Annotated in this window: 18 protein-coding genes; 7 read left to right on the forward strand and 11 right to left on the reverse strand. The window is 70.8% G+C overall.

Annotated features, from left to right (window positions below):
* Window positions 1–12 precede the first annotated feature (12 nt).
* The 3 genes from tig to KK087_RS11910 all read left to right on the forward strand — a co-directional run bounded on the left by tig (window position 13) and on the right by KK087_RS11910 (window position 2,805).
* A complete protein-coding gene (gene tig, locus KK087_RS11900) occupies window positions 13–1,320 on the forward strand; it encodes a trigger factor (protein WP_214565521.1) in 1,308 nt (435 codons plus the stop codon).
* A gap of 169 nt (window positions 1,321–1,489) precedes the next feature.
* Window positions 1,490–2,119: an ATP-dependent Clp protease proteolytic subunit gene (locus KK087_RS11905; RefSeq protein WP_182064839.1), complete on the forward strand. Its 630-nt coding sequence runs from the start codon at window positions 1,490–1,492 to the stop codon at window positions 2,117–2,119.
* 26 nt (window positions 2,120–2,145) lie between these two features.
* A complete protein-coding gene (locus KK087_RS11910; protein WP_031259232.1) occupies window positions 2,146–2,805 on the forward strand; it encodes an ATP-dependent Clp protease proteolytic subunit in 660 nt (219 codons plus the stop codon).
* Window positions 2,806–2,868: 63 nt separating this feature from the next.
* Here the strand turns inward: KK087_RS11910 and KK087_RS11915 are convergent, their stop codons facing one another.
* Both KK087_RS11915 and KK087_RS11920 read right to left on the reverse strand, forming a co-directional pair.
* The gene (locus KK087_RS11915; protein ID WP_214565523.1) at window positions 2,869–3,477 is read right to left on the reverse strand and encodes a copper resistance CopC family protein; all 609 of its coding nucleotides are present in this window, start codon (window positions 3,475–3,477) and stop codon (window positions 2,869–2,871) included.
* A 50-nt stretch (window positions 3,478–3,527) separates the two neighbouring features.
* Window positions 3,528–4,256, reverse strand: coding sequence for a YcnI family copper-binding membrane protein (locus tag KK087_RS11920; protein WP_214565525.1), 729 nt, complete (start codon window positions 4,254–4,256; stop codon window positions 3,528–3,530).
* Between the two features lie 235 nt (window positions 4,257–4,491).
* Between KK087_RS11920 and clpX the strand changes: the two genes are divergently transcribed.
* Complete coding sequence (gene clpX / locus KK087_RS11925; protein WP_111224128.1) at window positions 4,492–5,772, forward strand: ATP-dependent Clp protease ATP-binding subunit ClpX; 1,281 nt, start codon at window positions 4,492–4,494, stop codon at window positions 5,770–5,772.
* A gap of 75 nt (window positions 5,773–5,847) precedes the next feature.
* On the opposite strand, the gene KK087_RS11930 is transcribed toward clpX, so the two are convergent.
* A complete protein-coding gene (locus KK087_RS11930) occupies window positions 5,848–7,872 on the reverse strand; it encodes a M3 family metallopeptidase (protein ID WP_214565527.1) in 2,025 nt (674 codons plus the stop codon).
* A 242-nt stretch (window positions 7,873–8,114) separates the two neighbouring features.
* Window positions 8,115–8,696 (reverse strand): TetR/AcrR family transcriptional regulator, encoded by a 582-nt coding sequence (locus KK087_RS11935; protein ID WP_214530439.1) that lies wholly within the window; start codon window positions 8,694–8,696, stop codon window positions 8,115–8,117.
* Window positions 8,697–8,818: 122 nt separating this feature from the next.
* Here KK087_RS11935 and KK087_RS11940 point away from each other — a divergent pair, with 122 nt between their 5' ends.
* Window positions 8,819–9,658, forward strand: a complete 840-nt coding sequence (locus tag KK087_RS11940; protein WP_214565529.1) for an alpha/beta fold hydrolase — start codon at window positions 8,819–8,821, stop codon at window positions 9,656–9,658.
* Between the two features lie 133 nt (window positions 9,659–9,791).
* On the opposite strand, the gene KK087_RS11945 is transcribed toward KK087_RS11940, so the two are convergent.
* Both KK087_RS11945 and valS read right to left on the reverse strand, forming a co-directional pair.
* Entirely contained in the window at window positions 9,792–10,043 is a 252-nt protein-coding gene (locus KK087_RS11945; RefSeq protein WP_214530441.1) for a hypothetical protein, read from the reverse strand.
* A 65-nt stretch (window positions 10,044–10,108) separates the two neighbouring features.
* Entirely contained in the window at window positions 10,109–12,703 is a 2,595-nt protein-coding gene (gene valS, locus KK087_RS11950; RefSeq protein WP_250901049.1) for a valine--tRNA ligase, read from the reverse strand.
* A 288-nt stretch (window positions 12,704–12,991) separates the two neighbouring features.
* On the opposite strand from valS, the gene proP reads away from it, so the two are divergent.
* A complete protein-coding gene (gene proP / locus KK087_RS11955; RefSeq protein WP_250901050.1) occupies window positions 12,992–14,557 on the forward strand; it encodes a glycine betaine/L-proline transporter ProP in 1,566 nt (521 codons plus the stop codon).
* A 148-nt stretch (window positions 14,558–14,705) separates the two neighbouring features.
* On the opposite strand, the gene KK087_RS11960 is transcribed toward proP, so the two are convergent.
* The 4 genes from KK087_RS11960 to KK087_RS11975 are packed head-to-tail and all read right to left on the reverse strand — an operon-like array spanning window position 14,706 to window position 19,991.
* Window positions 14,706–16,445 (reverse strand): ATP-binding cassette domain-containing protein, encoded by a 1,740-nt coding sequence (locus tag KK087_RS11960; RefSeq protein WP_214565531.1) that lies wholly within the window; start codon window positions 16,443–16,445, stop codon window positions 14,706–14,708.
* A complete protein-coding gene (locus tag KK087_RS11965; RefSeq protein WP_214565533.1) occupies window positions 16,442–17,362 on the reverse strand; it encodes an ABC transporter permease in 921 nt (306 codons plus the stop codon). Before KK087_RS11965 ends, KK087_RS11960 begins: the two co-directional genes overlap by 4 nt.
* On the reverse strand, window positions 17,359–18,366 hold the full coding sequence (locus tag KK087_RS11970; protein WP_214530444.1) for an ABC transporter permease: 1,008 nt from the start codon (window positions 18,364–18,366) through the stop codon (window positions 17,359–17,361). The genes KK087_RS11965 and KK087_RS11970 overlap by 4 nt, the downstream gene beginning before the upstream one ends.
* Window positions 18,367–18,371: 5 nt before the next feature.
* Window positions 18,372–19,991, reverse strand: a complete 1,620-nt coding sequence (locus tag KK087_RS11975) for an ABC transporter substrate-binding protein (RefSeq protein WP_214565535.1) — start codon at window positions 19,989–19,991, stop codon at window positions 18,372–18,374.
* A 32-nt stretch (window positions 19,992–20,023) separates the two neighbouring features.
* Between KK087_RS11975 and KK087_RS11980 the strand changes: the two genes are divergently transcribed.
* Window positions 20,024–20,623, forward strand: a complete 600-nt coding sequence (locus tag KK087_RS11980; protein ID WP_214565537.1) for an acyl-CoA-like ligand-binding transcription factor — start codon at window positions 20,024–20,026, stop codon at window positions 20,621–20,623.
* Window positions 20,624–20,967: 344 nt separating this feature from the next.
* On the opposite strand, the gene KK087_RS11985 is transcribed toward KK087_RS11980, so the two are convergent.
* The gene (locus KK087_RS11985; protein ID WP_214565539.1) at window positions 20,968–21,990 is read right to left on the reverse strand and encodes a cation diffusion facilitator family transporter; all 1,023 of its coding nucleotides are present in this window, start codon (window positions 21,988–21,990) and stop codon (window positions 20,968–20,970) included.
* Window positions 21,991–22,015 lie beyond the last annotated feature (25 nt).

A 22,015-nucleotide genomic window follows, 5' to 3' on the forward strand; every position in this document is an offset into this window, starting at 1 on the left:
GGAGAACATCCCTTGGCCACCAGCACCGTCGACAAGGTGAGCGACACCCGCGTCAAGCTCACCGTGAACGTGACGCCGGACGATCTCAAGCCGAGCATCGACCACGCCTACAAGCACATCGCCGAGCAGATCAACATCCCCGGCTTCCGCAAGGGCAAGGTCCCGCCGGCGATCGTCGACCAGCGCGTCGGCCGCGGCGAGGTCCTGAACCACGCCGTCGGTGACGCCATCGACAACTTCTACCGCCAGGCGGTCGAAGAGCAGGAGCTCCGCATCCTCGGCCGTGCCGAGGCCGACGTCGCCGAACTGCCGAACGTCGCGGACTTCACCGGCGACCTCGTCCTCACCTTCGAGGTCGACGTCCGCCCCGAGTTCGACCTGCCGGACTACTCCTCGTACGAGCTCACCGTCGACGCCGTCGAGGTGTCGGACGACGAGATCGAAGAGGAACTGCAGAACCTCCGCACCCGCTTCGGCACGCTCGTGACGGTCGACCGTCCGGCGAAGACCGGCGACTTCGCGCAGATCGACCTCACCGCCAGCATCGGCGACGACGAGGTCGACTCGGCCACCGGCGTCTCCTACGAGATCGGCTCCGGCGACCTGCTCGAGGGCATCGACGAGGCGCTCGAGTCCCTGACCGCCGGTGAGTCGACGACCTTCGAGTCGAAGCTCGTCGGTGGCGACCGCGAGGGCGAGACCGCCCAGATCGCCGTCACCGTCACCGCCGTCAAGGAGCGCGAGCTCCCCGAGGCCGACGACGAGTTCGCCCAGATCGCCAGCCAGTTCGACACCATCGACGAGCTCAAGGCGGACCTCAAGGAGCAGATCGCGAAGTCCAAGACCTTCGGTCAGGGCGCCGCGGCTCGCGACAAGCTCGTCGAGAAGCTCACCGAGGACGTCAACATCCCGATCTCGGAGCAGCTCATCGCCGACGAGGTGCACCGTCACCTCGAGCAGGAGAACCGCCTCGAGGACGAGGAGCACCGCAAGGAGGTCTCCGAGTCCAGCGAGACCGCCTTCCGCTCGCAGATCCTCCTCGACGCGATCGCCGAGAAGGAAGAGATCCAGGTCTCGCAGGAGGAACTGACCCAGTACCTCATCCAGGCCGCCGCGCAGTACGGCATGGAGCCGGCCGAGTTCATCAAGGTCATCGACCAGAACGGCCAGATCCCCGGCATGGTCGGCGAGGTCGCCCGCTCGAAGGCGGTCGCGACCGTCCTGTCCAAGGTGACCGTCAAGGACACCAACGGCGACGCCGTCGACCTGTCCGCCTTCACGGCGGGCGTCGCGCAGGAGCCGGCAGGGGCTGCCGAGTAACGATCTCGACGCCACCAGCACGACGGACGGGAGGCACGGTGCCAGTTGGCACCGCGCCTCCCGTCTCGTGTTTTCCGCACCACCGCATTGCTGTCGGCGAACAGAGGAGAACTGGTGCGTTGCACCCGATAAGTTCGACAACAAGCGACAACTGAACGGGAGCTTTTCCATGGCCGAAGCAACACTGAACCCCAGTGTTTTTGACCGCCTTCTGAGAGACCGGATCGTGTGGCTCGGCTCCGAGGTCCGCGACGACAACTCGAACGAGATCGCAGCCAAGCTGCTGCTGCTCGCCGCCGAGGACCCTGAGAAGGACATCTACCTCTACATCAACTCGCCCGGTGGTTCGATCACCGCCGGCATGGCGATCTACGACACGATGCAGTTCGTCCCGAACGACATCGTCACCGTGGGCATCGGCCTCGCCGCGTCGATGGGACAGTTCCTGCTGTCCTCCGGCACGCCCGGCAAGCGCTACATCACGCCGAACGCCCGCGTCCTGCTCCACCAGCCGTCCGGTGGGTTCGGCGGCACCGCTGCCGACATCCAGACGCAGGCCAAGGTCATCCTCGACATGAAGCAGCGCATGGCGGAGCTCACGGCCGAGCAGACCGGCAAGTCGATCGAGCAGATCCTCAAGGACAACGACCGCGACAACTGGTTCACGGCGCAGGAAGCGCTCGAGTACGGCTTCGTCGACCACCTCCGCGCCTCGAGCGCCGAGGTCATCGGCGGTGGTGGCACCGTCGGCGACGGCGAGACGCCCACCAGCGCAGCCGAGCCCGACGCCCAGTCCTGATCACCACCGAAGAAAAGGAAACGAGAATGCATCTCCCCATGCTCGGTGGCGCGCAGAACGTCCCGGCTCCGTCCAATCGGTACATCCTGCCGAGCTTCGAAGAGCGCACGGCCTACGGCTACAAGCGCCAGGACCCGTACGCCAAGCTCTTCGAGGACCGCATCGTGTTCCTCGGCGTGCAGGTCGACGACGCGTCGGCTGACGACGTCATGGCCCAGCTGCTCGTGCTCGAGTCGATGGACCCCGACCGCGACATCGTGATGTACATCAACTCGCCCGGTGGCTCGTTCACCGCGATGACGGCGATCTACGACACGATGCAGTACATCCGTCCGCAGATCCAGACGGTCTGCCTCGGCCAGGCGGCCTCGGCCGCGTCGGTGCTCCTCGCCGGCGGCACCCCCGGCAAGCGTCTCGCGCTGCCGAACGCCCGTGTGCTGATCCACCAGCCCGCGACCCAGCAGGGTGGCGGTCAGGCGTCCGACATCGAGATCCAGGCGGCGGAGATCCTCCGCATGCGCACCTGGCTCGAGGAGACGCTGTCGAAGCACTCCAACAAGACGCCGGCGGAGATCAACCACGACATCGAGCGCGACAAGATCATGTCGGCGCAGGAAGCCGTGGAGTACGGCCTGATCGACCAGGTCCTCACCAGCCGCAAGAACCTGCCGGCGCTCGTCAAGTAGCACCAGCACGAACGACGAAGGCCCCGCACCGATCGGTGCGGGGCCTTCGTCGTTGCACGGTGGCTAGTCCTCGGTGTCGTCGGACTCCGGGGCCGGCTTGCGGCGCAGGAGCAGCAGCACCGCGACGACCACGCCGACGAGGACGACGCCACCCGCGCCGATCCAGATCGCGTCGGACGCTGCCGAGTCGTTCGACCCCGAGGCCGTCCCGGTGGTGGTGTCCGAGCCGGCGGCGTCGTTGCCCGCGGTGGCGCAGGTCGGGGGCTTCGCGGCTCCCGAGGCCGGGGTGAAGCCCGACGGCGCCTTCCACGTGAAGGGGTACTCGTCGGACACGGTGTGCCCGTCGGCGGAGACGATCTGCCACTCGACGGTGTACTTGCCGGATCCGCCGAGTGCGGCGGTCGTGGTCATCGACGGCCCCTCGACGGCGACGCAGCCGTCCTCGTAGTACCTGCCGTCGGGGCCGACGATGCGGAACGCGAAGCCCGACCCCGAGTCGCCGATGTCGAGCAGCTTGTCGTTCGTCGTGATGTCGAAGGTCTCCGGCAGCTCGGTCAGGGTGCCGCCGACCTCCGGGTCGGACGAGATCAGGTAGTTGTGCGCGCTGGCCGGACCGGCGAGCCCGAGGACCGCACCACCGGCGATCGCGACGGCCGCGGCGGACCCGGCCACGAGCCTCCAGGCAGAGGACCGTGGCCGGGACCGACGCGAGCCGCGCTGCGTCACTTGGCGGAGCTCCGACGACGCGTGCCGGCGACGGCGACGACCAGGGCGACGGCGCCGAGCACCAGTCCGCCGAGGCCGAGGAACCGGCCGACCAGGTCGGGGTCGCTCGGAGCGTTCGTGCCGGCGGCCTCGGCCGTCGGGGTCGCGGCGACCGGGTCGCCGTCGTCGTCCGTCGCCTCGGCGGCGGTCAGGGTGATCGAGGGTGCCGGGTGCTCGGGCTCGGCTTCGCCGGCCTGCTGCTCCTGGTTCCACTCGACGCTGCCCTTCTCGCAGGTCTGGATCGCGGGGAACTCGACCAGGTCACCGGCCTTGCCGTCCGGCAGCGAGAACGACAGCGCGAAGGTGTCGCGCTCGTCGGCGGGCAGGGGGGTCTTGGCGGTGTAGGTGACGCTGGTGACGCGCTCGGCGGCCGTCTCGGCGTGGTCCTCGTCGGACGCGGAGGCCGAGGGGTCGGTGTAGGGCTCGGTCGCCTTCGTGATCGTCCAGTTCGGGTTCACGGTGGGCGTGACCTCGATGACGGACTCCGGCACCTGGAACTCGATCTTCGTGGTGGGGGAGCCGTCGCAGCCGTGCGGGACCGAGAAGGTCGCCGTGGTGTACGAGTTCGCCGCGGTGGAGGTGGCCGTCGCGGAGACGTGCGCGCTGGCCGACGTGGCGCTGCCGAGGACGATGACTGCTGCGACACCGAGGGTGACGGCGCCGCCGGCGGCGAGACGCTTCTGCATGGGGTTCCTTCCAGAGGGTTCCTGGCTTGTGGTTCTACAACTTGTAGAGGAGTCGCGATCACCGTAGCAGGCCCGCACGCCCTGGGCGAACGCGCTGGCGGATTCCGGAGGGGCATCGCGGTCGGTGTCACCGGTTGCGGTTAGGCTCGTGTCCACGACGAGGTGCCCACCAGCAGCGGTGCACCAGCGGTGGTGCGACAGCGCGGCCGGCATGTCCAATCAGGGAGGCACGGGAATGGCACGCATCGGAGAGAGCGGCGATCTCCTCAAGTGCTCGTTCTGCGGCAAGAGCCAGAAGCAGGTCCAGCAGCTGATCGCCGGACCCGGCGTCTACATCTGCGACGAGTGCGTCGAGCTCTGCAACGAGATCATCGAGGAACGTCTGGCCGAAGCCGGAGAAGACACCTCGAGCGGTGACTTCGAACTGCCGAAGCCTCGCGAGATCTTCGACTTCCTGCAGGAGTACGTCATCGGGCAGGACCCGGCGAAGCGCGCCCTCGCCGTGGCCGTCTACAACCACTACAAGCGCATCCGGGCGCAGGGGCAGATCACCGCCGCCGAAGACCGCGACGACATCGAGATCGCCAAGTCGAACATCCTGCTCATCGGCCCGACCGGCTGCGGCAAGACGTACCTGGCGCAGACGCTGGCCAAGCGCCTCAACGTGCCGTTCGCCGTCGCGGATGCCACCGCCCTGACCGAGGCCGGCTACGTGGGCGAGGACGTCGAGAACATCCTCCTCAAGCTCATCCAGGCCGCCGACTACGACGTGAAGCGCGCCGAGACGGGCATCATCTACATCGACGAGGTCGACAAGATCGCCCGCAAGGCCGAGAACCCGTCGATCACCCGCGACGTCTCCGGCGAAGGCGTGCAGCAGGCGTTGCTCAAGATCCTCGAGGGCACGGTCGCCTCGGTCCCGCCGCAGGGCGGTCGGAAGCACCCGCACCAGGAGTTCATCCAGATCGACACGACGAACGTGCTGTTCATCGTGGCCGGTGCGTTCGCCGGGCTCGAGGACATCGTGTCGTCGCGGGTCGGCAAGCGCGGGATCGGCTTCGGGGCGCCCCTGCACAGCGCGTCCGACCACCAGGACCTCTACTCCGAGGTGCTGCCGGAAGACCTGCACAAGTTCGGCCTGATCCCCGAGTTCATCGGTCGTCTGCCCGTCGTCACCACGGTGTCGCAGCTCGACCAGGCGGCGCTCATGCAGATCCTGACCGAGCCGAAGAACGCGCTGGTCAAGCAGTACCAGCGGATGTTCCAGATCGACGGTGTCGAGCTCGAGTTCGACCAGGGTGCGCTCGAGGCCATCGCGGACCTCGCGGTGCTGCGTCAGACGGGTGCCCGGGGGCTCCGGGCGATCCTCGAAGAGGTGCTCGGCCCGGTGATGTTCGACGTCCCGTCGGACGACGACGTCGCCCGCGTGGTGATCACCCGCGAGTCCGTGCTCGAGAACGCGGCGCCGACGATCGTGCCGCGGCCCCGGGCGAAGCGCGTCGAGAAGTCGGCGTAGCCTGCTTCGTCGTCCTCAGCGCGAAGGCCCGCACCGTGATCGGTGCGGGCCTTCGTCGTTCGTGCCGTGCGCCGCCTACTCCAGTCCGCGGCGCCGCAGCAACGGGCCGACCTCGGCGTCGCGGCCGCGGAAGTCCCGGTAGGCCTCCAGCGGGTCCTTCGCCCCGCCGACACCGAGCAGCCGTTCCGCGAACCGCCTGCCCGCCGATCGGTCCAGCCCGCCGTTCTCGCGGAACCACTCCACCGTGTCGGCGTCGAGCACCTCCGACCAGATGTACCCGTAGTACCCGGCGTCGTACCCGCCCGAGAACGTGTGCGCGAAGTACGTCGACGAGTACCGCGGCGGCACGGCGTCGACCGCGATGCCGGCGTCCGCCAGGGCGTCTCGCTCGAAGTCCTCGACCGACGTCACCGCGGCGGCTTCGGCGGCGGACAAGCGGTGCCACGCCTGGTCGAGCAGCGCTGCGGCGAGGTACTCGGTCGTGCCGAATCCCTCGTTGAAGCCCTCGGACTCGCTGAGCCCCAGGACGAGCTCCGGCGGCAGGGGAGCCTCGGTCTCGTGGTGCTTCGCGTAGTTCGCCAGGACCGACGGCCACGACACCCACATCTCGTTCACCTGGCTCGGGAACTCGACGAAGTCCCGCTCGACGTTCGTGCCGGAGAACCGCGGGTAGGTGGTCCTGGCGATGAGGCCGTGCAGGGCGTGCCCGAACTCGTGGAAGAGCGTCTCGACCTCGTCCTGGATGAGCAGGGTGGGAGAGCCGGCGGCCGGCTTCGCGACGTTGAGGTTGTTGACCACGACGGGCAGGGTGCCGAGGAGCTCGGACTGCTCGACGACCGGGTTCATCCACGCGCCACCGCGCTTGCCGTCGCGCGTGTAGAGGTCGAGCAGGTACAGCCCCACCGGCTCGCCGTCGTCGCCGGTGACCTCGAAGACCCGGACCTCGTCGTTGTAGCCGTGCAGGTCCGGGCGCTCGGTGAAGGTCAGACCGTACAGGGCGCCGGCGGCGTGGAAGACCCCGTCGTGCAGGACCCGGTCGGCCTCGAAGTACGGGCGCAGAGCCGAGCTGTCCGCGGCGAACTGCTCCCCACGGAGGATCTCGGTGGCGTAGGCCCAGTCCCAGGACTCGATGTCGAACCCGACCGTGCGGGATCGGACCGCCCGTTCGTCGTCGGCGTTCCGGGCGGCGGCACCGACGAGCGAGGACAGCAGCCCGTCGACGGCCTCGGGGGTCTTCGCGGTCTCGTCTGCGGTGACCACGGCGGCGTGGTTCGGGAACCCGAGCAGCTCGGCACGCTCGGCCCGGAGCCGGACGATCCGCAGCAGCACGTCGCGGTTGTCGTACTGGTTGCCGCACCTGCCGCGGGCGAGCGACGCACGCATGATCCGCTCGCGCAGGTCGCGGTTCGCCAGGGACGACAGCCACGGGTGGCCGGTGTAGAGCGGCAGCGTGATGAGCCAGCCGTCCAGCCGACGGTCGGCGGCAGCACCGGCGGCGGCGGACTTCGCACCGTCGTCCAGGCCCTCGAGCTCGTCCTCGCGCGTCACGTGCACGGCGGAGTCGTTGGTGTCCTCGAGCAGGTTCCGCTCGAAGGTCGTCGTGAGGGTCGAGAGCTCCTGGTTGATCGCGGTCAGTCGCTCCTTGCCCGCGTCGTCGAGGCCGGCTCCGGCCAGGGTCATCTCGGCGTGGGTCCGCTCGACCAGCCGCAGCGCCTCACCGGTCAACCCGGCGGCCTCGGCCCCGTCGAGTACCTGCTGCACGCGGGCGTAGAGGCGCGAGTCGAGCGTGATCGCGTCGCGGTGGGCGGCGAGGAGCGGCGAGACCTCGGCCTCGAGGTCCTGCAGCTCGGGCGTCGAGTCGGCCGACGACAGCGTGAAGAACACGTGGCTGACACGGGTCAGCAGCTGCCCGGAGCGCTCCAGCGCGACCAGGGTGTTCTCGACCGTCGGGGCGTGCGGGTCGGTGGCGATGGCCTCGACCTCGGCGCGCTGCTCGGCCATGCCGGCCTCGAAGGCCGGTCGGTAGTGCTCGAGTCGCACGTCGCCGAAGGGCGGCAGGGCGTAGGGGAGGGTGCTCGGGACGTCGAACGGGGTTGCCATCTGCCCACCCTATGCACGGGTGCGCGTGTCCGTTCCTTCCCATCGCGCCCGCCGTGGGAAGCGGAATCGGGCGTACCTGGTCGGGACAACCGACCCGGTACGCCCGAGAACACCAGGTACGCCCGAGAACGCCCGGAACGGCCCGGCTGGCACACGCACCCGCGCCCGGCGCGACCGACATGCGGACGGGAGGCCCGTGGCGGCACCGCCACGGGCCTCCCGTCCGCATCGCGGTCGCGTGGTCAGCGCGTGGCGGCGTCGATCAGGGTCTCGGCGGCACGACGCGCCTGCGCGGCCGGCGCCGTGGTGCCGGCGATGGCGGCCGTGGTCTGGGCGCCCTCGGCGAGCAGCGCGAGCTGGGCCGCGAGCTCCTCGGCACGGACCGGGTCGGCGACGACCTCGGCGGTGTGCTCCTGGATGAACCGCTGGAACGAGTCCTTGTGCTCGCGCGCGATCTCGGCGACCGCGGGCGAGGTCGCACCGAGCTCGCCGAAGGCGTTGATGAACCCGCAGCCGCGGAAGGTGTCGTCGCCGAACCACGACTCCAGGAAGTCGTAGACCGCGAGCAGCTTGTCGCGGGGGCCGGCAGCGGCCTCGACCGCGCCGTGCACGCCCTGCTCCCACATGTCGTGCCGGCCGGCGAGCACCGCGGCGATGAGCTGCTCCTTGCCGGGGAACGCGGCGTACAGCTTCTTCAGTGAGACCCCCGCGCCCGTGCGGATCTCGTCCATCCCCACGGACTGGATCCCGCGCGTGTAGAAGAGCTGGTCGGCGACCTCGACGATGTGTGCTCGGACGTCCGGCTCGATGGTGCTGGTGGCCATGTGTGTACCCCGTTCCCTGAGTGTTCACCATTCCCGACTTGCGTCGGGAACGGGCGTTCTCTACTGTAGTCCACATCGGCAGAGAACGCTCGTTCTCCGCGATACTCAGGGAAGGAACGATCATGGGTGCCATCACCGTCGGAACCGAGAACAGCGTCGACATCGAACTCCACTACGAGGACAAGGGCCAGGGACAGCCGATCGTGCTGATCCACGGCTTCCCCCTCGACGGCAACTCCTGGGAGGGGCAGGTCCCGATGCTCCTCGAGGCCGGGTACCGCGTCATCACGTACGACCGCCGCGGCTTCGGCCAGTCCTCGCAGCCGTCCACCGGCTACGACTACGACACCTTCGCCGACGACCTCAACATGCTCCTTGAGACCCTCGACCTGCGCGACGTGATCCTCGTCGGGTTCTCGATGGGCACCGGCGAGATCGCCCGCTACATCGGCCGCCACGGTGAGGAGCGGATCGCGAAGGTCGCGTTCCTGGCCTCGCTCGAGCCGTTCCTCGCGATCACCGACGACAACCCGGACGGTGCCGGCCCGATGTCGTTCTTCGAGGGCGTCGCCGCCGATGTGGCGAAGGACCGCTACGCGTACTTCACGAACTTCTACCAGGACTTCTTCAACCTGTCGGAGAACCTCAGCAGCCGCATCTCCGAGGAGCAGGTCCGCAACGCCTGGAACATCGCGGCCGGCTCCGGCTCGATCGCGTCGGCCGCGGCGCCCCTGACCTGGCCGACCGACTTCCGCCAGGACATCCCGAAGGTCACCGTCCCCGCCCTGATCGTGCACGGCACGTCGGACAACATCCTGCCCATCGACGCCACCGGCCGCCGCTTCACCCAGGCGCTGCCCGCGGCGAAGTACGTCGAGATCGAAGGCGCCCCGCACGGCCTGCTCACCACGCACACCGCCGAGGTGAACGAGGTCCTCGGCACCTGGCTCGCCGAGTCCTGATCCCTCGGCGATCACGCGGGCGCTCCCCGGTGGGGGCGCCCGCATCGTGAGCAGAAATGGTCGGGTCCCCACCGGGGACCCGACCATTTCTGCACGCCAACGAACAGCGCGCAGCGCGCAGCGCGTCCTCGCCTCAGTCCTCTTCGCCCGCGTCGTCCGGGTTGGTGACCTGGGCGTGCCCGAGCGCGTCGAGGTGGATCGAGGTGCCGTCATCGAGCTCGACGATCGGCTTGCCCTCGAGGAACGTCAGGGTCCAGCCCCACGTCCCCGTGTCGACCGACTCCGCCGCGAGCTCGTCCTCGACCTCGCGCACGGCGACGACCATCGCCTCGGGCAGTCGCGCAGGCGGCTCCCCACCCACGTTCCAGCGTGTGCCCAACTGCATCCGTGTCTCCAGTCCGGTGGTTGACGGGCCGGGTCGCCGACGCGACCCGGCCCGGACGGCCGACGTTACGCCTGCTGTTCCGCGAGCTCGATCTCGGTGACGGCGAGCTCGTCGCCGTCCACGAACGACAGGTTCTCGATGCGGCCCACGGCCGCCAGGTCGACCGCCGCGCGCTCGATGAGCACCCGCGTCTCGGCGGGCGCCGCGACGACCGCACGCGTCACGGGCGTCTTCTGGGACGCCTTCGCCGCCGTCTTCGCGCCGCGGATCCCGATGAGCGCCTGTCCGACGGCCGCGAGCAGTCCGGTGGGGGCCGCGTCGGTGGGCAGGTCGGACGCGGTCGGCCAGGAGGCCCGGTGCACGCTGGTGTCGTGGGTCCAGGCCCACACCTCCTCGGTCGCGTACGGGAGGAACGGTGCCAGCAGTCGGAGCAGCACGTCGATCGCGCCGCGCAGCGCCAGCACCGCGCTCGCCTGCGTCTCGTGTGTCGCGTCGGACGCGGTGCCGTAGGCACGCTCCTTCACGAGCTCGAGGTAGTCGTCGCAGAACGTCCAGAAGAAGCGCTCGGTGATCTCGAGGGCACGGGCGTGGTCGAACCCGTCGAACGCCGCGGTGGCCTGCTCGACGACCGCGCCGAGCTCGGCGAGCATGTCGACGTCGAGGGCCTCGGTGACGCTCGACGCGCCCTCGGGCAGCGGGAAGCCGTAGACGAACTTCGCCGCGTTGAGCACCTTGATCGCCAGACGACGGCCGACCTTGATCTGCTTCGGGTTCTGCGGGTCGAAGGCCGCGTCGGTGCCGAGCTTGGACGACGCCGCCCAGTAGCGGACCGCGTCGGCACCGTGCTGCTCGAGGATCGACAGCGGCGTGACGACGTTGCCCTTCGACTTCGACATCTTCTTGCGGTCGGGGTCGACGATGAAGCCGGATATCGAGGCGTGCTTCCACGGCACCACGTCCGCCTCGAGCTGGCTGCGGAGCACGGTCGTGAAGAGCCACGTGCGGATGATGTCCTGCGCCTGCGGGCGGACGTCGTACGGGTACACCAGGTCGTAGAGCGCCGGGTCGGTCTCCCACTTGCCCGCGAGCTGCGGGGTCAGCGACGAGGTCGCCCAGGTGTCCATGACGTCGAGCTCACCCTGGAACCCGCCGGGCACGCCGCGCTGGTCCTCGGTGAAGCCCGGGGCGGGCTCGGAGGCCGGGTCGACGGGCAGCTGCGCCTCGGTCGGCACGATCGGCTGGTCGAACACCGGGTTGCCGTCGGCGTCGAGCGGGTACCAGACCGGCAGCGGTACACCGAAGAAGCGCTGGCGCGAGATGAGCCAGTCGCCGGACAGGCCACCGACCCAGTTGTCGTAGCGGACGCGCATGAAGTCCGGGTGGAACGCGATCTCCTCGCCACGCTGGCGGAGCGTGCTCTTCAGCTGCTCGTCGCGCGCACCGTTGACGATGTACCACTGGCGGGTCGACACGATCTCGAGGGGCTTGTCGCCCTTCTCGAAGAACTTCACCGGGTGCTGGATGGTCTTGACGTCACCGATCAGCTCGCCGGACTCGGTCAACGCGTCGACGACGACCTTCTTGGCCGAGAACACGGTCTTGCCGGCCATCTCGGCGTAGAGCTCCTGGCCCTCCGCGGACTCGATCCACGCGGGCTCGTCCGATCGCACGCGGCCGTCGAAGCCGATGATCGCGCGGTTCGGCAGCTGCAGCTCGCGCCACCACACGACGTCGGTGGTGTCACCGAAGGTGCAGACCATCGCGATGCCGGCGCCCTTGTCCTTCTGCGCCAGGTGGTGTGCGAGCACCGGGACCTCGACGTCGAACAGGGGGGAGCGGACCGTGGTGCCGAAGAGGTCCTGGAACCGCTCGTCGTCCGGGTGGGCCACCAGGGCGACGCAGGCGGGCAGCAGCTCGGGGCGGGTGGTCTGGATGACGACGTCGTCACCGCCGTCCGTGCGGTGGAAGGCGATACCGTGGTACGCGCCGGGCATCTCCTTGTCCTCGAGCTCGGCCTGCGCGACCGCGGTGCGGAACGTGACGTCCCACAGGGTCGGGGCGTCGGCCTGGTAGGCCTCGCCGCGCTCGAGGTTGCGCAGGAACGCGCGCTGGGCGCTGGCCCGCGAGGTGTCGTCGATGGTGCGGTACGACTGGGTCCAGTCGACCGACAGGCCGAGCGTGCGGAAGAGCTCCTCGAACTGCTGCTCGTCCTGCACGGTCAGGCGCTCGCACAGCTCGATGAAGTTGCGGCGCGACACCGGCAGCTGGTCGGCGGCCTTCGAGGACTTGCCGTCGCCCCCCTCGAACGGCGGCGTGAAGTCGGGGTCGTACGGCAGGGTCGGGTCGCAGCGGACGCCGTAGTAGTTCTGCACGCGCCGCTCGGTGGGCAGACCGTTGTCGTCCCAGCCCATCGGGTAGAACACGTGCTTGCCGCGCATCCGCTCGAACCGGGCCTTGAGGTCGGTGTGCGTGTACGAGAACACGTGGCCGATGTGCAGCGAGCCGGACGCGGTGGGCGGCGGGGTGTCGATCGACCAGACGGCGTCGCGGTGACCGGCGGCGTCGCGGTCGAAGCGGTAGGTGCCGTCCTGCTCCCAGACGGGCCCCCAGACCTGCTCCAGTCCGTCGACGCTCGGCTTCTCGGGCATGGGCTTGGTCATGGGTGTGCCTTCCGTACGTGTGTGCGGCACCGAGTCCGTGATGAGGTGCCTGAGTGTTCCGCGCCTGACGCGCGGTGCCCCAATCGTAGCGGCCGTGCACGCGTCCGGAGCCGGGTGACCTGGCAGCCCGCGGCCTGCCACCGCCAGCGCCTAGCACACCGAACTGTCGGACACGCCAAGGGCCTGCTAGTCTGTCGGAGTTTGTCCGGCGAACGCAGAGTTCGCAGGAGCTGCAACGTTGCCGTCCGCCGGACGCCCGAAGGAAGCACCGCACCCCGGAGGAACGACTTGGCACCGAACAACGCACCCCACCCGCACGGCGATCGGCCGTTGCGCACGAAGGGCGCTGCGAAGCGCGCTCGTCGCGACCTCACGAAGGACGACGTCACCGTCGTCGAGGAGTCGCTGCTCAAGCGTGCCGTCGCGGCTGCCGCGCTCGGCAACGCCATGGAGTGGTTCGACTTCGGCATCTTCGCCTACCTGACGGTCACCATCTCGCAGGTGTTCCTGCCGCAGGGCGACCCGGCCGCGAACATCGTCGCCACGTTCGGCTTCTTCGCCGCGGCGTTCATCGTGCGCCCGATCGGCGGTGCCGTGTTCGGCCCGATCGGCGACAAGATCGGCCGGCAGAAGGTCCTCGCGCTGACGATGATCCTGATGGCCGCCGGCACGCTGATGATCGGTCTGATCCCGTCGTACGACACGATCGGCTTCTGGGCCCCGGTCCTGCTGCTCGTCGCCCGCTTCGTGCAGGGCTTCTCGACCGGTGGTGAGTACGGCGGCGCCGCGACCTTCATCGCCGAGTACTCGCCGGACAAGCGCCGCGGGTTCATGGGCTCCTGGCTCGAGTTCGGCACCCTCGCCGGCTACGTCCTCGGTGCCTCGATCGTCACCGGCCTGCAGTTCGGCCTCTCCGAGGACGCCCTGCTCAGCTGGGGCTGGCGCATCCCGTTCATCATCGCGGGCCCCCTCGGCCTGATCGGTCTCTACCTGCGCCTCAAGCTCGAGGAGACCCCGGCGTTCCAGAAGCAGCAGGAGCAGGCCGCCGAGCGCGAGGGGCAGAAGACCCCCTTCATCAAGCTCTTCGCCGAGAACTGGCGCTCGCTCATCATCTGCATCGGCCTGGTCCTGGTCTTCAACGTGACCGACTACATGCTGCTGTCGTACATGCCGACCTACCTCGAGCAGAACCTCGGCCAGAACGCCACGTTCGGCCTCATCCTGATCGTCATCGTGATGCTGCTCATGATGGTCGTCATCACCTTCGGTGGCCGACTGTCCGACAAGTTCGGTCGCCGTCCGGTGCTCGCCGCCGGCTGCATCGGCTTCATCCTGCTGTCCTGGCCGGCCCTCAAGCTGGTCCAGACCGGCACCGGCGTCGGCGTCTTCGCCGGGCTGCTGATCCTCGGCGTCGTGCTGGTCACGTTCACCTCGACCATGCCCTCGACGCTGCCCGCGCTGTTCCCGACGATCATCCGCTACGGCGCCCTGGCGATCGCGTTCAACGTCTCGGTGTCGCTCTTCGGTGGGACCACCCCGCTCGCGACCGCCGCGCTCATCAACGCCGCGAAGGACGCCGGGTACGGCTGGGCCGAGGACATCCCCGCCTTCTACCTGATGCTCGCCGCCGTGATCGGCCTGGTCGCGGTGTACTTCACCAAGGAGACCGCCGCGAGCCCGCTCATGGGCTCCGGCCCGACGGTCGGCTCCGAGGACGAGGTCGCCGGCGTCATCGAGGACTACAACGACCCGACGTCGGAGCTCGCGCAGTCCGACTGGGCGAAGGAGTTCTCGACGAGCGAGATCCCGATCATCTCGGCCGACGCCGCCCAGAAGGAGCCGTCCGGCTCCTGACCACGGGGCCGCCCCGCGGCAACCCCGGCCTGGAGGCCCGGTGCACGTCCGTCACGGACGCGCGCCGGGCCTCCAGTCAGTTCTCGAGCTGTGGCTGCGTTTCGCGCGCAGCGACAGTTCACGGGCGCGAGCGCGCGTGGACTGTCGCTCAGCCCGTGAGGTCGGCCGCCGCGTCGGCGGCGGACCCGGCGGCCAGCCGCTCCGCGGCGTGCAGCAGCCGCGCGGTCACCGGGTGGGCCGGGCGCGCGAAGACCTCGGCGGCGGGGCCGTGCTCGACGACCGCGCCCCGGTGCACGACGAGCACCTCGTCGGCCATCCGCCGCACCGCCCGGAGGTCGTGCGACACGAACACCATCGCCACCCCGGTCTCGTCGCGGAGCCGTTCGAGCAGCCGCAGCACCGCGTCCTGCACCGTGGCGTCGAGGGCGGTGACGGGTTCGTCGAGCACGATCACCTCGGGGGCGGTCGCCAGCGCGCGGGCGATCGCGAGCCGTTGCCGTTGTCCGCCGGACAGGGTGCGCGGGGAACGCGAGCGGAGCGCCGGGTCGAGGTCGACCTGCCGGAGCGCCGCGTCGACCCGGCCACCGAGCGCACCGCGTGCCCGCCGTTCGTCACCGCGCGAGAACGCGTCGGCGAGGACCCGCTCGACGCTCCACCGCTCGTCGAACGTCGCGCCGGGGTCCTGCACGACGGCCGACACCCGGTGCCGTCGGGGGCGTCGATCGCGCTCGTGCAGCGGGATCCAGGGCTCGCCGTCGAGCGTGACCGTGCCGGCGTCGGGCGTTTCGAGCCCGAGGAGCATCCGCGCCAGGGTCGTCTTGCCCGACCCCGAGGCGCCGATCACCCCGAGCACCCGGCCGCGCTCGAGTCCGAACGACACGTCGTCGACCGCGAGCACTCCGTCGTAGCCGCGTGAGAGTCCGTGCGCCGCGAGCACGTCGCCCTTCGCACCGTGCGAGGTCGCGCGCTCGGTGCCGCGGTCGCTGATCGGCGCACGGTGCGCAGTCATGCGGTCGGTGCGAGGTTGGCCGCTCGGTGCCTCGTCAGAGGACTGCACGGAGCCATCGACCTCGAACCGATCGGCAAGATCGGCACCGTGCGGTGGCTCCGGCTCGGCCCCGGCAGCACCGGCCGCGCGCACCAGCGCCTGCGTCGCGGGGTGCTGCGGCGCCGCGAAGACCTCGGCGACCGCGCCCTGCTCGACGATCCGGCCCTCGTGCACGACGGCGACCCGGTCGGCCCACCCGGCGACGAGCCCCAGGTCATGCGTGATGACGAGCAGTCCGGCACCCCGTGTCTGCGACGCCCGCAGCTGCTCCATGACGGTGACGGCGACCCCGGCGTCGAGCGCCGTCGTCGGCTCGTCGGCGACCAGCAGCGCGGGGGATCCGACGGTCGCCGCGGCGATGAGGGCGCGCTGCCGCATCCCGCCCGACAGTGTGCCGGCGAGCCGACCGTCGGTCGCGATGTCCGGGTCGAGGCCCACCGCGGCGAGGGCATCACGCACGGCGTCCACGCGCTCGGCCGTACCCATCCCGGTGTGCAGGCGGAGGGTGTCGGCGACCTCGCGCCCGACGGGGCGCAACGGGTCCAACGCGCCCAGGGCCTCCTGGCCGACGTAGCCGACCCGCGATCCCCGCAGCCGACGCCACCGCCGGTCCGGGTACCCGCGGACGTCGACCCCGTCGACCTCGAACGCGTCGGCGTGCACGGCGGCGCCGGGCGCGGACAGGCCCAGCACGGCACGGGCGGTGACGGTCTTGCCGGAGCCGGAGGCACCGACCAGGGCGACGCACTCACCGGCGTCGACGCGCAGGTCGACCCCGTGCACGATCGCGGTGCCGGCGATGGCGACGGTGAGCCCGCGGACGTCGAGGACGGCGCTCACCGGGCCGCTCCCGTCCGTCGGATCGCCCGACCGAGCACGGTGACGGCGGTCGCGAGCACCACGATCGCGAGCCCGGGGAACGTGCTCATCCAGGGCGCGGTCTGCAGGTACGTACGGCCGTCGGCGAGCATCGCGCCCCACTCCGGTGCGGGCGGTGGTGTGCCGACGCCGAGGTAGCTCAGGGCCGACGCCCACACGACGGCCTGCCCGACCCCCAGCGTGGCGACGGCGACGACGGGCCAGAGCGCCGTCGGCAGCACGTGCCGGACGACGGTCCGGGCGGGGGAGCGGCCGAGCAGCACCGCGGTCTCGACCACCTGCGAACTCCGTGCGGCCCGGACCAGGCCGCGCACGATCCGGGCGTACCCGGGAGCGGTGGCGAACCCGACGGCGAGCACCGCGGGCACCGGACCCGGGCCGGTCACGGCGATCACGACCAGGGCCACGAGCAGCAACGGCAGGGCGAACGCGACCTCGGTGACGCGGCCGATGACGGCGTCGAGCAGGCGTCCGAGTCGTCCGACCCCGGCACCGAGCCCGGCCACGACGCCGAGCAGGACGCCCACGCCGCCACCGATCAGGGTCGCGGCGACGCCCACGACGAGCGACGCGCGGGTCCCCGCGACCACCCGTGCCAGGACGTCGCGGCCGGACTCGTCGGTGCCGAACGGGTGCGCGCCGCTCGGGGCGAGCAGGGCCTCGGCCGGGTGGACCGCGAGCGGGTCGCCCCCGCCGAGCAGGGCGGGCCAGGCCGCCGCGACCACGGCGACCAGGACGACCACCCCCGCGGCGATGCCGCCGACGCCGAGCGTCCCCCCACGGACGCGCTCGGTGCCGGCGGCGGTCTGGTCGCCGGGTGCTCCGGTCGGGTGACCGGGTGCTCCGGTCTGGAGGCCCGGGTCGGCGATCCCGCTCACCGTGCGCCCGCCGGTCTGCCGGGTCCACGGCGTCGCGCGCTGCCGCCTCGCGCGGTGCCGGTCCGTGCGCCGCTGCCCGCTGACGTGCGCGGGTCGACGACGCGCTCCACGAGGTCGGCGACTGCCAGCACGACGACGTACGCGGCCGCCGACACCATCGCGATGCCGGCGACGAGCGGCATGTCCCGCTGGGTGACGGCAGTCACCAGTGCACGGCCGATCCCGGGCAGGGCGAACACCGACTCGACGACCACGGCTCCGGAGACGAGCGACCCGAACGCCCAGGCGGACAGCGCGATCCCGGGCAGGGCGGCGTGCCGGAGCAGGTGCCGTCCGAACAGGCCCAGGCGGGTCTCGCCCCGACCGCGGGCGGCGAGGGCGAAGGCCGAGCGCTGTGCGTCCACGACCCCGTCGCGCACGGTCTCGGCGAGGTACCCGGCGACCGGCACGGCCACGGTCAGCACCGGCAGGACCCATCCCCGGACGGTGCCGTCGCTGACCGCCGGCACCCATCCCAGGGCACTGGCGAACACGACGATGAGCACGCTGCCGAGCCAGAAGTGCGGCATCACGCTCGCGGTGACGCTCAGGGCGCTGGTGAGCCCGGCGGCGACGCGGCCGCGCTGCGTCGATGCCCAGGCGGCGACGATCGCCAGCACCCAGGCGACGACGAGGCCGGCGACCGCGAGCGTCAGCGTGACGGGCAGCTGCTGGGCGAGGAGCGTCGCGACCGGGGTGCGGAAGGCGTACGAGTCGCCGAGCTGCCCGGTCGCCAGGCGGCCGAGGAACACCGCGTACTGCACCAGCACCGGCTGGTCGAGGCCGTACTCGTGGCGGACCTGGGCGACGGCCTCGGCCGAGGCCTGCGAGCCCGGGCCGCCGAGGATCGCGAGCGCCGGGTCACCGGGGATGAGCCGGATCGCGACGAAGACGATCGTCGCGACGGCCCAGAGCACGCCGATGCCGCCGGCGAGCCGCCGGACGGCCCACCAGACCCATCGCATCCGGGTCAGCGGTCGATCCAGGCGGTGCCGAACCAGGGCGTCGAGACCGGGGTCGTCCGGATGCCGTGCACGGCCGAGCGCACCAGGAAGTGGTTCTGCTGGTCGTACAGGGGGAGCACGGTGTCGCTCGCCAGGATCGCCTTCTGCGCCTGCTCGTACAGGTCGGCGCGCTCGTCGGCGTCCGACGTGCGGGCAGCCTGCTCGAGCAGCCGGTCGAGCGCGGGGTCGTCGAGCTGGGCGAGGTTGGCGAAGTAGCCGGACGGTGCCGGTTCGATGCTCGCGCTGTCGTACAGGATGCGCAGGACGTCGGGGCCGACCTTCGTGTACGGGGCGCTGACGACGTCGTACTCGTTCGCCGCGAGGGCCGCGTACCAGCTGGAGAGGTCGAGCTCGTCGAGCACCACCTTGAACCCGACGGCCTTCTCGGACGCCTGGATCTGCTGGAACAGGCTGCGCTCGGCCGGCACCGACTGGTTCGTCGAGACGGGGAACGTCACGGTGAGCTGCTGGCCGTCCTTCTCGCGGATGCCGTCCGAGCCGACCTTCCACCCGGCGTCGTCCAGGAGCTGCTTCGCCTTGGTGGGGGAGTAGTCGAACCGGCTCTTCTCCGAGTACGCGAGCGGCTCAGCGCTCGAGAGTGCCGAGTACGAGCGCTTCGCGGTGCCGAGGAACAGCGACTGCAGGCCGGGGTCGATCTCGGCGCCGGCGATGAAGGCCTGGCGCACCGCCTGGTCGCGGAACACGCCGTGACCGGAGTTCAGCTCGAGCCGGTTCGACGCACCGGGACGCGGGGCGTCCAGGTCGCGGATCGTGCCCTTCGCCGACGCGGCCTTGAGCTGGTCGGGCTGGGCGTTGTCGATGACGTCGACCTGACCCGACTGCAGCGCGGCGTAGCGCGACGTCGAGTCCGGCAGGAACCGCCACGTGATGCCGGACAGGCGCGGCTTCGTCGTTCCCCAGTAGTCGGTGTTCTTCGTCAGGGTGACGCGGTCGCCGTGCTTCCAGCCGGTGACCTCGAAGGGGCCGGTGCCGACGGGGGACTCGCAGTTCGTCGCCTGCTTCCGTTCGAGCGCCTTCGGGGACTCCATGCCCACCCAGGGCTGCGAGAAGGACTCGAGCAGCGCGCTGTCCGGCCGGCTCAGCGTCAGCGTGACGGTGTGCTCGTCGGTGGCGGTCGCCTTCGTGATGGACTGCAGCGCCAGGTAGCCGGTGCTCGAAGCGGTGGCCGGGTCCTGCACGTGCGCGATGTTCGCCACGACCGCGGCGGCGTCGAACGGGGTGCCGTCGGTGAACGAGACGTCGTCACGCAGGGTGAACGTCAGGGTCTTCCCGTCGTCGCTCGTGGTCCACTTCGTCGCGAGTTCGGGTGTCGGCTTGCCGTCCTCGAGCCCGACGAGCTCCTCGATGTACTGCGTCGCCAGGAGCGCCTGCGGGTAGTTGCCGCCGACGTGCGGGTCGAGGCAGGTCGGTTCGGCGTCGCCGGAGGCGTAGGTGAGCGTCCCGCCCGCGACCGGGGTGCTGCTCCCGGTGCTCGTGCCCGGTCCGCTGCAGGCAGCCAGGACGAGCAGGACCGCCGAGGCGCCCGCGACTGCGGTGAGGGTTTTCTGTACTGAGTCCAAGATCATGGCTGACCGAGTCTAGCGGTTTACTGGGGCCCATGGACGAACCGATCCGCCGCGGTGGCCGCCCCCGACGCTCGAGCGCCGAGGTGCTCGCGGACGCCGCCGCCGAGCTGTTCCTCGAGCAGGGGTACGGACGCACCACGGTCGACCAGATCGCCGCCCGCGCCGGGGTCAGCCGCGCGACGTTCTTCAACTACTTCCCGGCGAAGGCCGACGTGATGTGGCTCGAGCTCGACGCCGCCGTGGCCGGGCTGCCCGGGTACCTCGCCGCCTCGACCGAGCCGAGCGTCGTTCGGGCCGTCGAACAGGCGCTCCTCGCCGCCGCCCGGGCCCACGACCCCGAGCGGGTGCCGTGGGCAGTGGCGCAGGCCGAGGTGATGGGGATCGGGCCGGAGCTGGTGGCGGGCGTCGCGGTGCGGGTGACGGCGCAGCACGAGGCCGTCGCGGCGTTCGTCGCGGGCCGCACGGGGGAGCAGCCGCGCTCGATCTGGCCGCAGACGGTGTCCGGCGCGATGCTCGGGGCCGCCGCCGCCGCGTTCGGGGTGTGGGTGACCGACGGGGTCGGCCGCCGTGCGCTCGTCGAGTACGTCGCGGCAGCGCTCACCCCGGTGGTCGCGGGCCTCGACGCCCGCTGACGCGCCGGCGTCTTCGCAGGACGCCGCCTCGTCAGCGAGACGCCGCCGAATAAGGCGGCGTCTCGAGCACGTGGCGACGTCTTGCTGACACGCCGGCGTCCCCCGAGCCGCGTGCGGGGCGGTGGACGTGACGGGCGGCGGACGGGAGGCCCGTGGCGGCCTGGCACCGCGCCTCCCGTCCGCCGGTCGGTCGCTCACAGAACACGCCGTCGTCTTCTCGCGACGCCGCCTCGCCGACGAGACGCCGCCGGATGCGGCGGCGTCGCGGGCACGTGGCGGCGTCAGACCAACACGCCGGCGTCTTGCGACACGGACCCCGCCGCCGGCACCCACCCAGTCGACGCTCACTCCGTGCGCAGGGTCCCCGCACCACCGGACGCCACGTCCGAGGCCGTGCCGTCCCGCACGACCTCGGGCACGTCGCCGTCGGTCGGCACCAGGGACTCGTCGCCCGGGTAGCTCAGGGTGAGGACGGCCTCCTCGATGTAGGGGCTGTCCTCGAGCGACTGCTCCACCTCGCGCAACCGCACCGCGACGTGCGCCTCGGTCTCGTTGCCGGTCAGGTCGACGGCCGCGACGAGGTACACCCGCGACGGCCCGACGAACTCCAGGTGCAGGTAGGTGACCCGCTCGACCTGCGGCCGGCCCAGCAGCTCGACGAGGACCGCGTTCTCGAGCTCGGGGGACGTGCTCTCGCCGAGCAGGAACCGGCGGTTGCGGTCGATCAGGACGATCGCGACGACGCCGAGCAGCACACCGATCGCGATGGAGCCGAGCGCGTCGAAGACCGCGAGCCCCGTGACCTGGTGCAGGAACACCCCGAGGAACGCCACGACCAGGCCGATCAGCGCCGCGGCGTCCTCGGCGAACACCGCACGGAGCGTCGGGTTCGACGACTGCAGCACGTGCCGCAGCACCGGCACCCTCCGCTTGGTCGCGGCACCGTGCGCCTGCCGGTACGCCTGCAGGAAGCTCGTGCCCTCGAGCAGGAACGCGACCCCGAGCACGACGTAGTTGAGCACGACGTCCTCGGCCGGTCCGGTGTCGCCGAACTCCGAGATGCCGTGGTAGATCGAGACGATCGCGCCCGCCGTGAACAGGCCGAACGCGGCGAACATCGACCAGATGTAGGTCTCGCGTCCGTACCCGAGCGGGTGCGCGATGTCCCGCTGCTTGCCTCCCCGTCGTTCGGCGACGAGCAGGAACACCTCGTTGCCGGTGTCCGCCCACGAGTGCGCCGCCTCGGCCACCATCGAGGCCGAACCCGAGACGAGCGAGGCGATCGTCTTCGCGATCGCGACGAGCAGGTTCGCCCCGAACGCGATCAGGACGGTGACGAGTGACTCGGGGCGTTCTGCTGCGGGCATCGCTCAAGCATGCTCCCGTCCGGTA

The organism is Curtobacterium aurantiacum (assembly GCF_018598555.1).
In the GTDB taxonomy this organism is placed as follows: Bacteria; Actinomycetota; Actinomycetes; order Actinomycetales; family Microbacteriaceae; genus Curtobacterium; species Curtobacterium aurantiacum.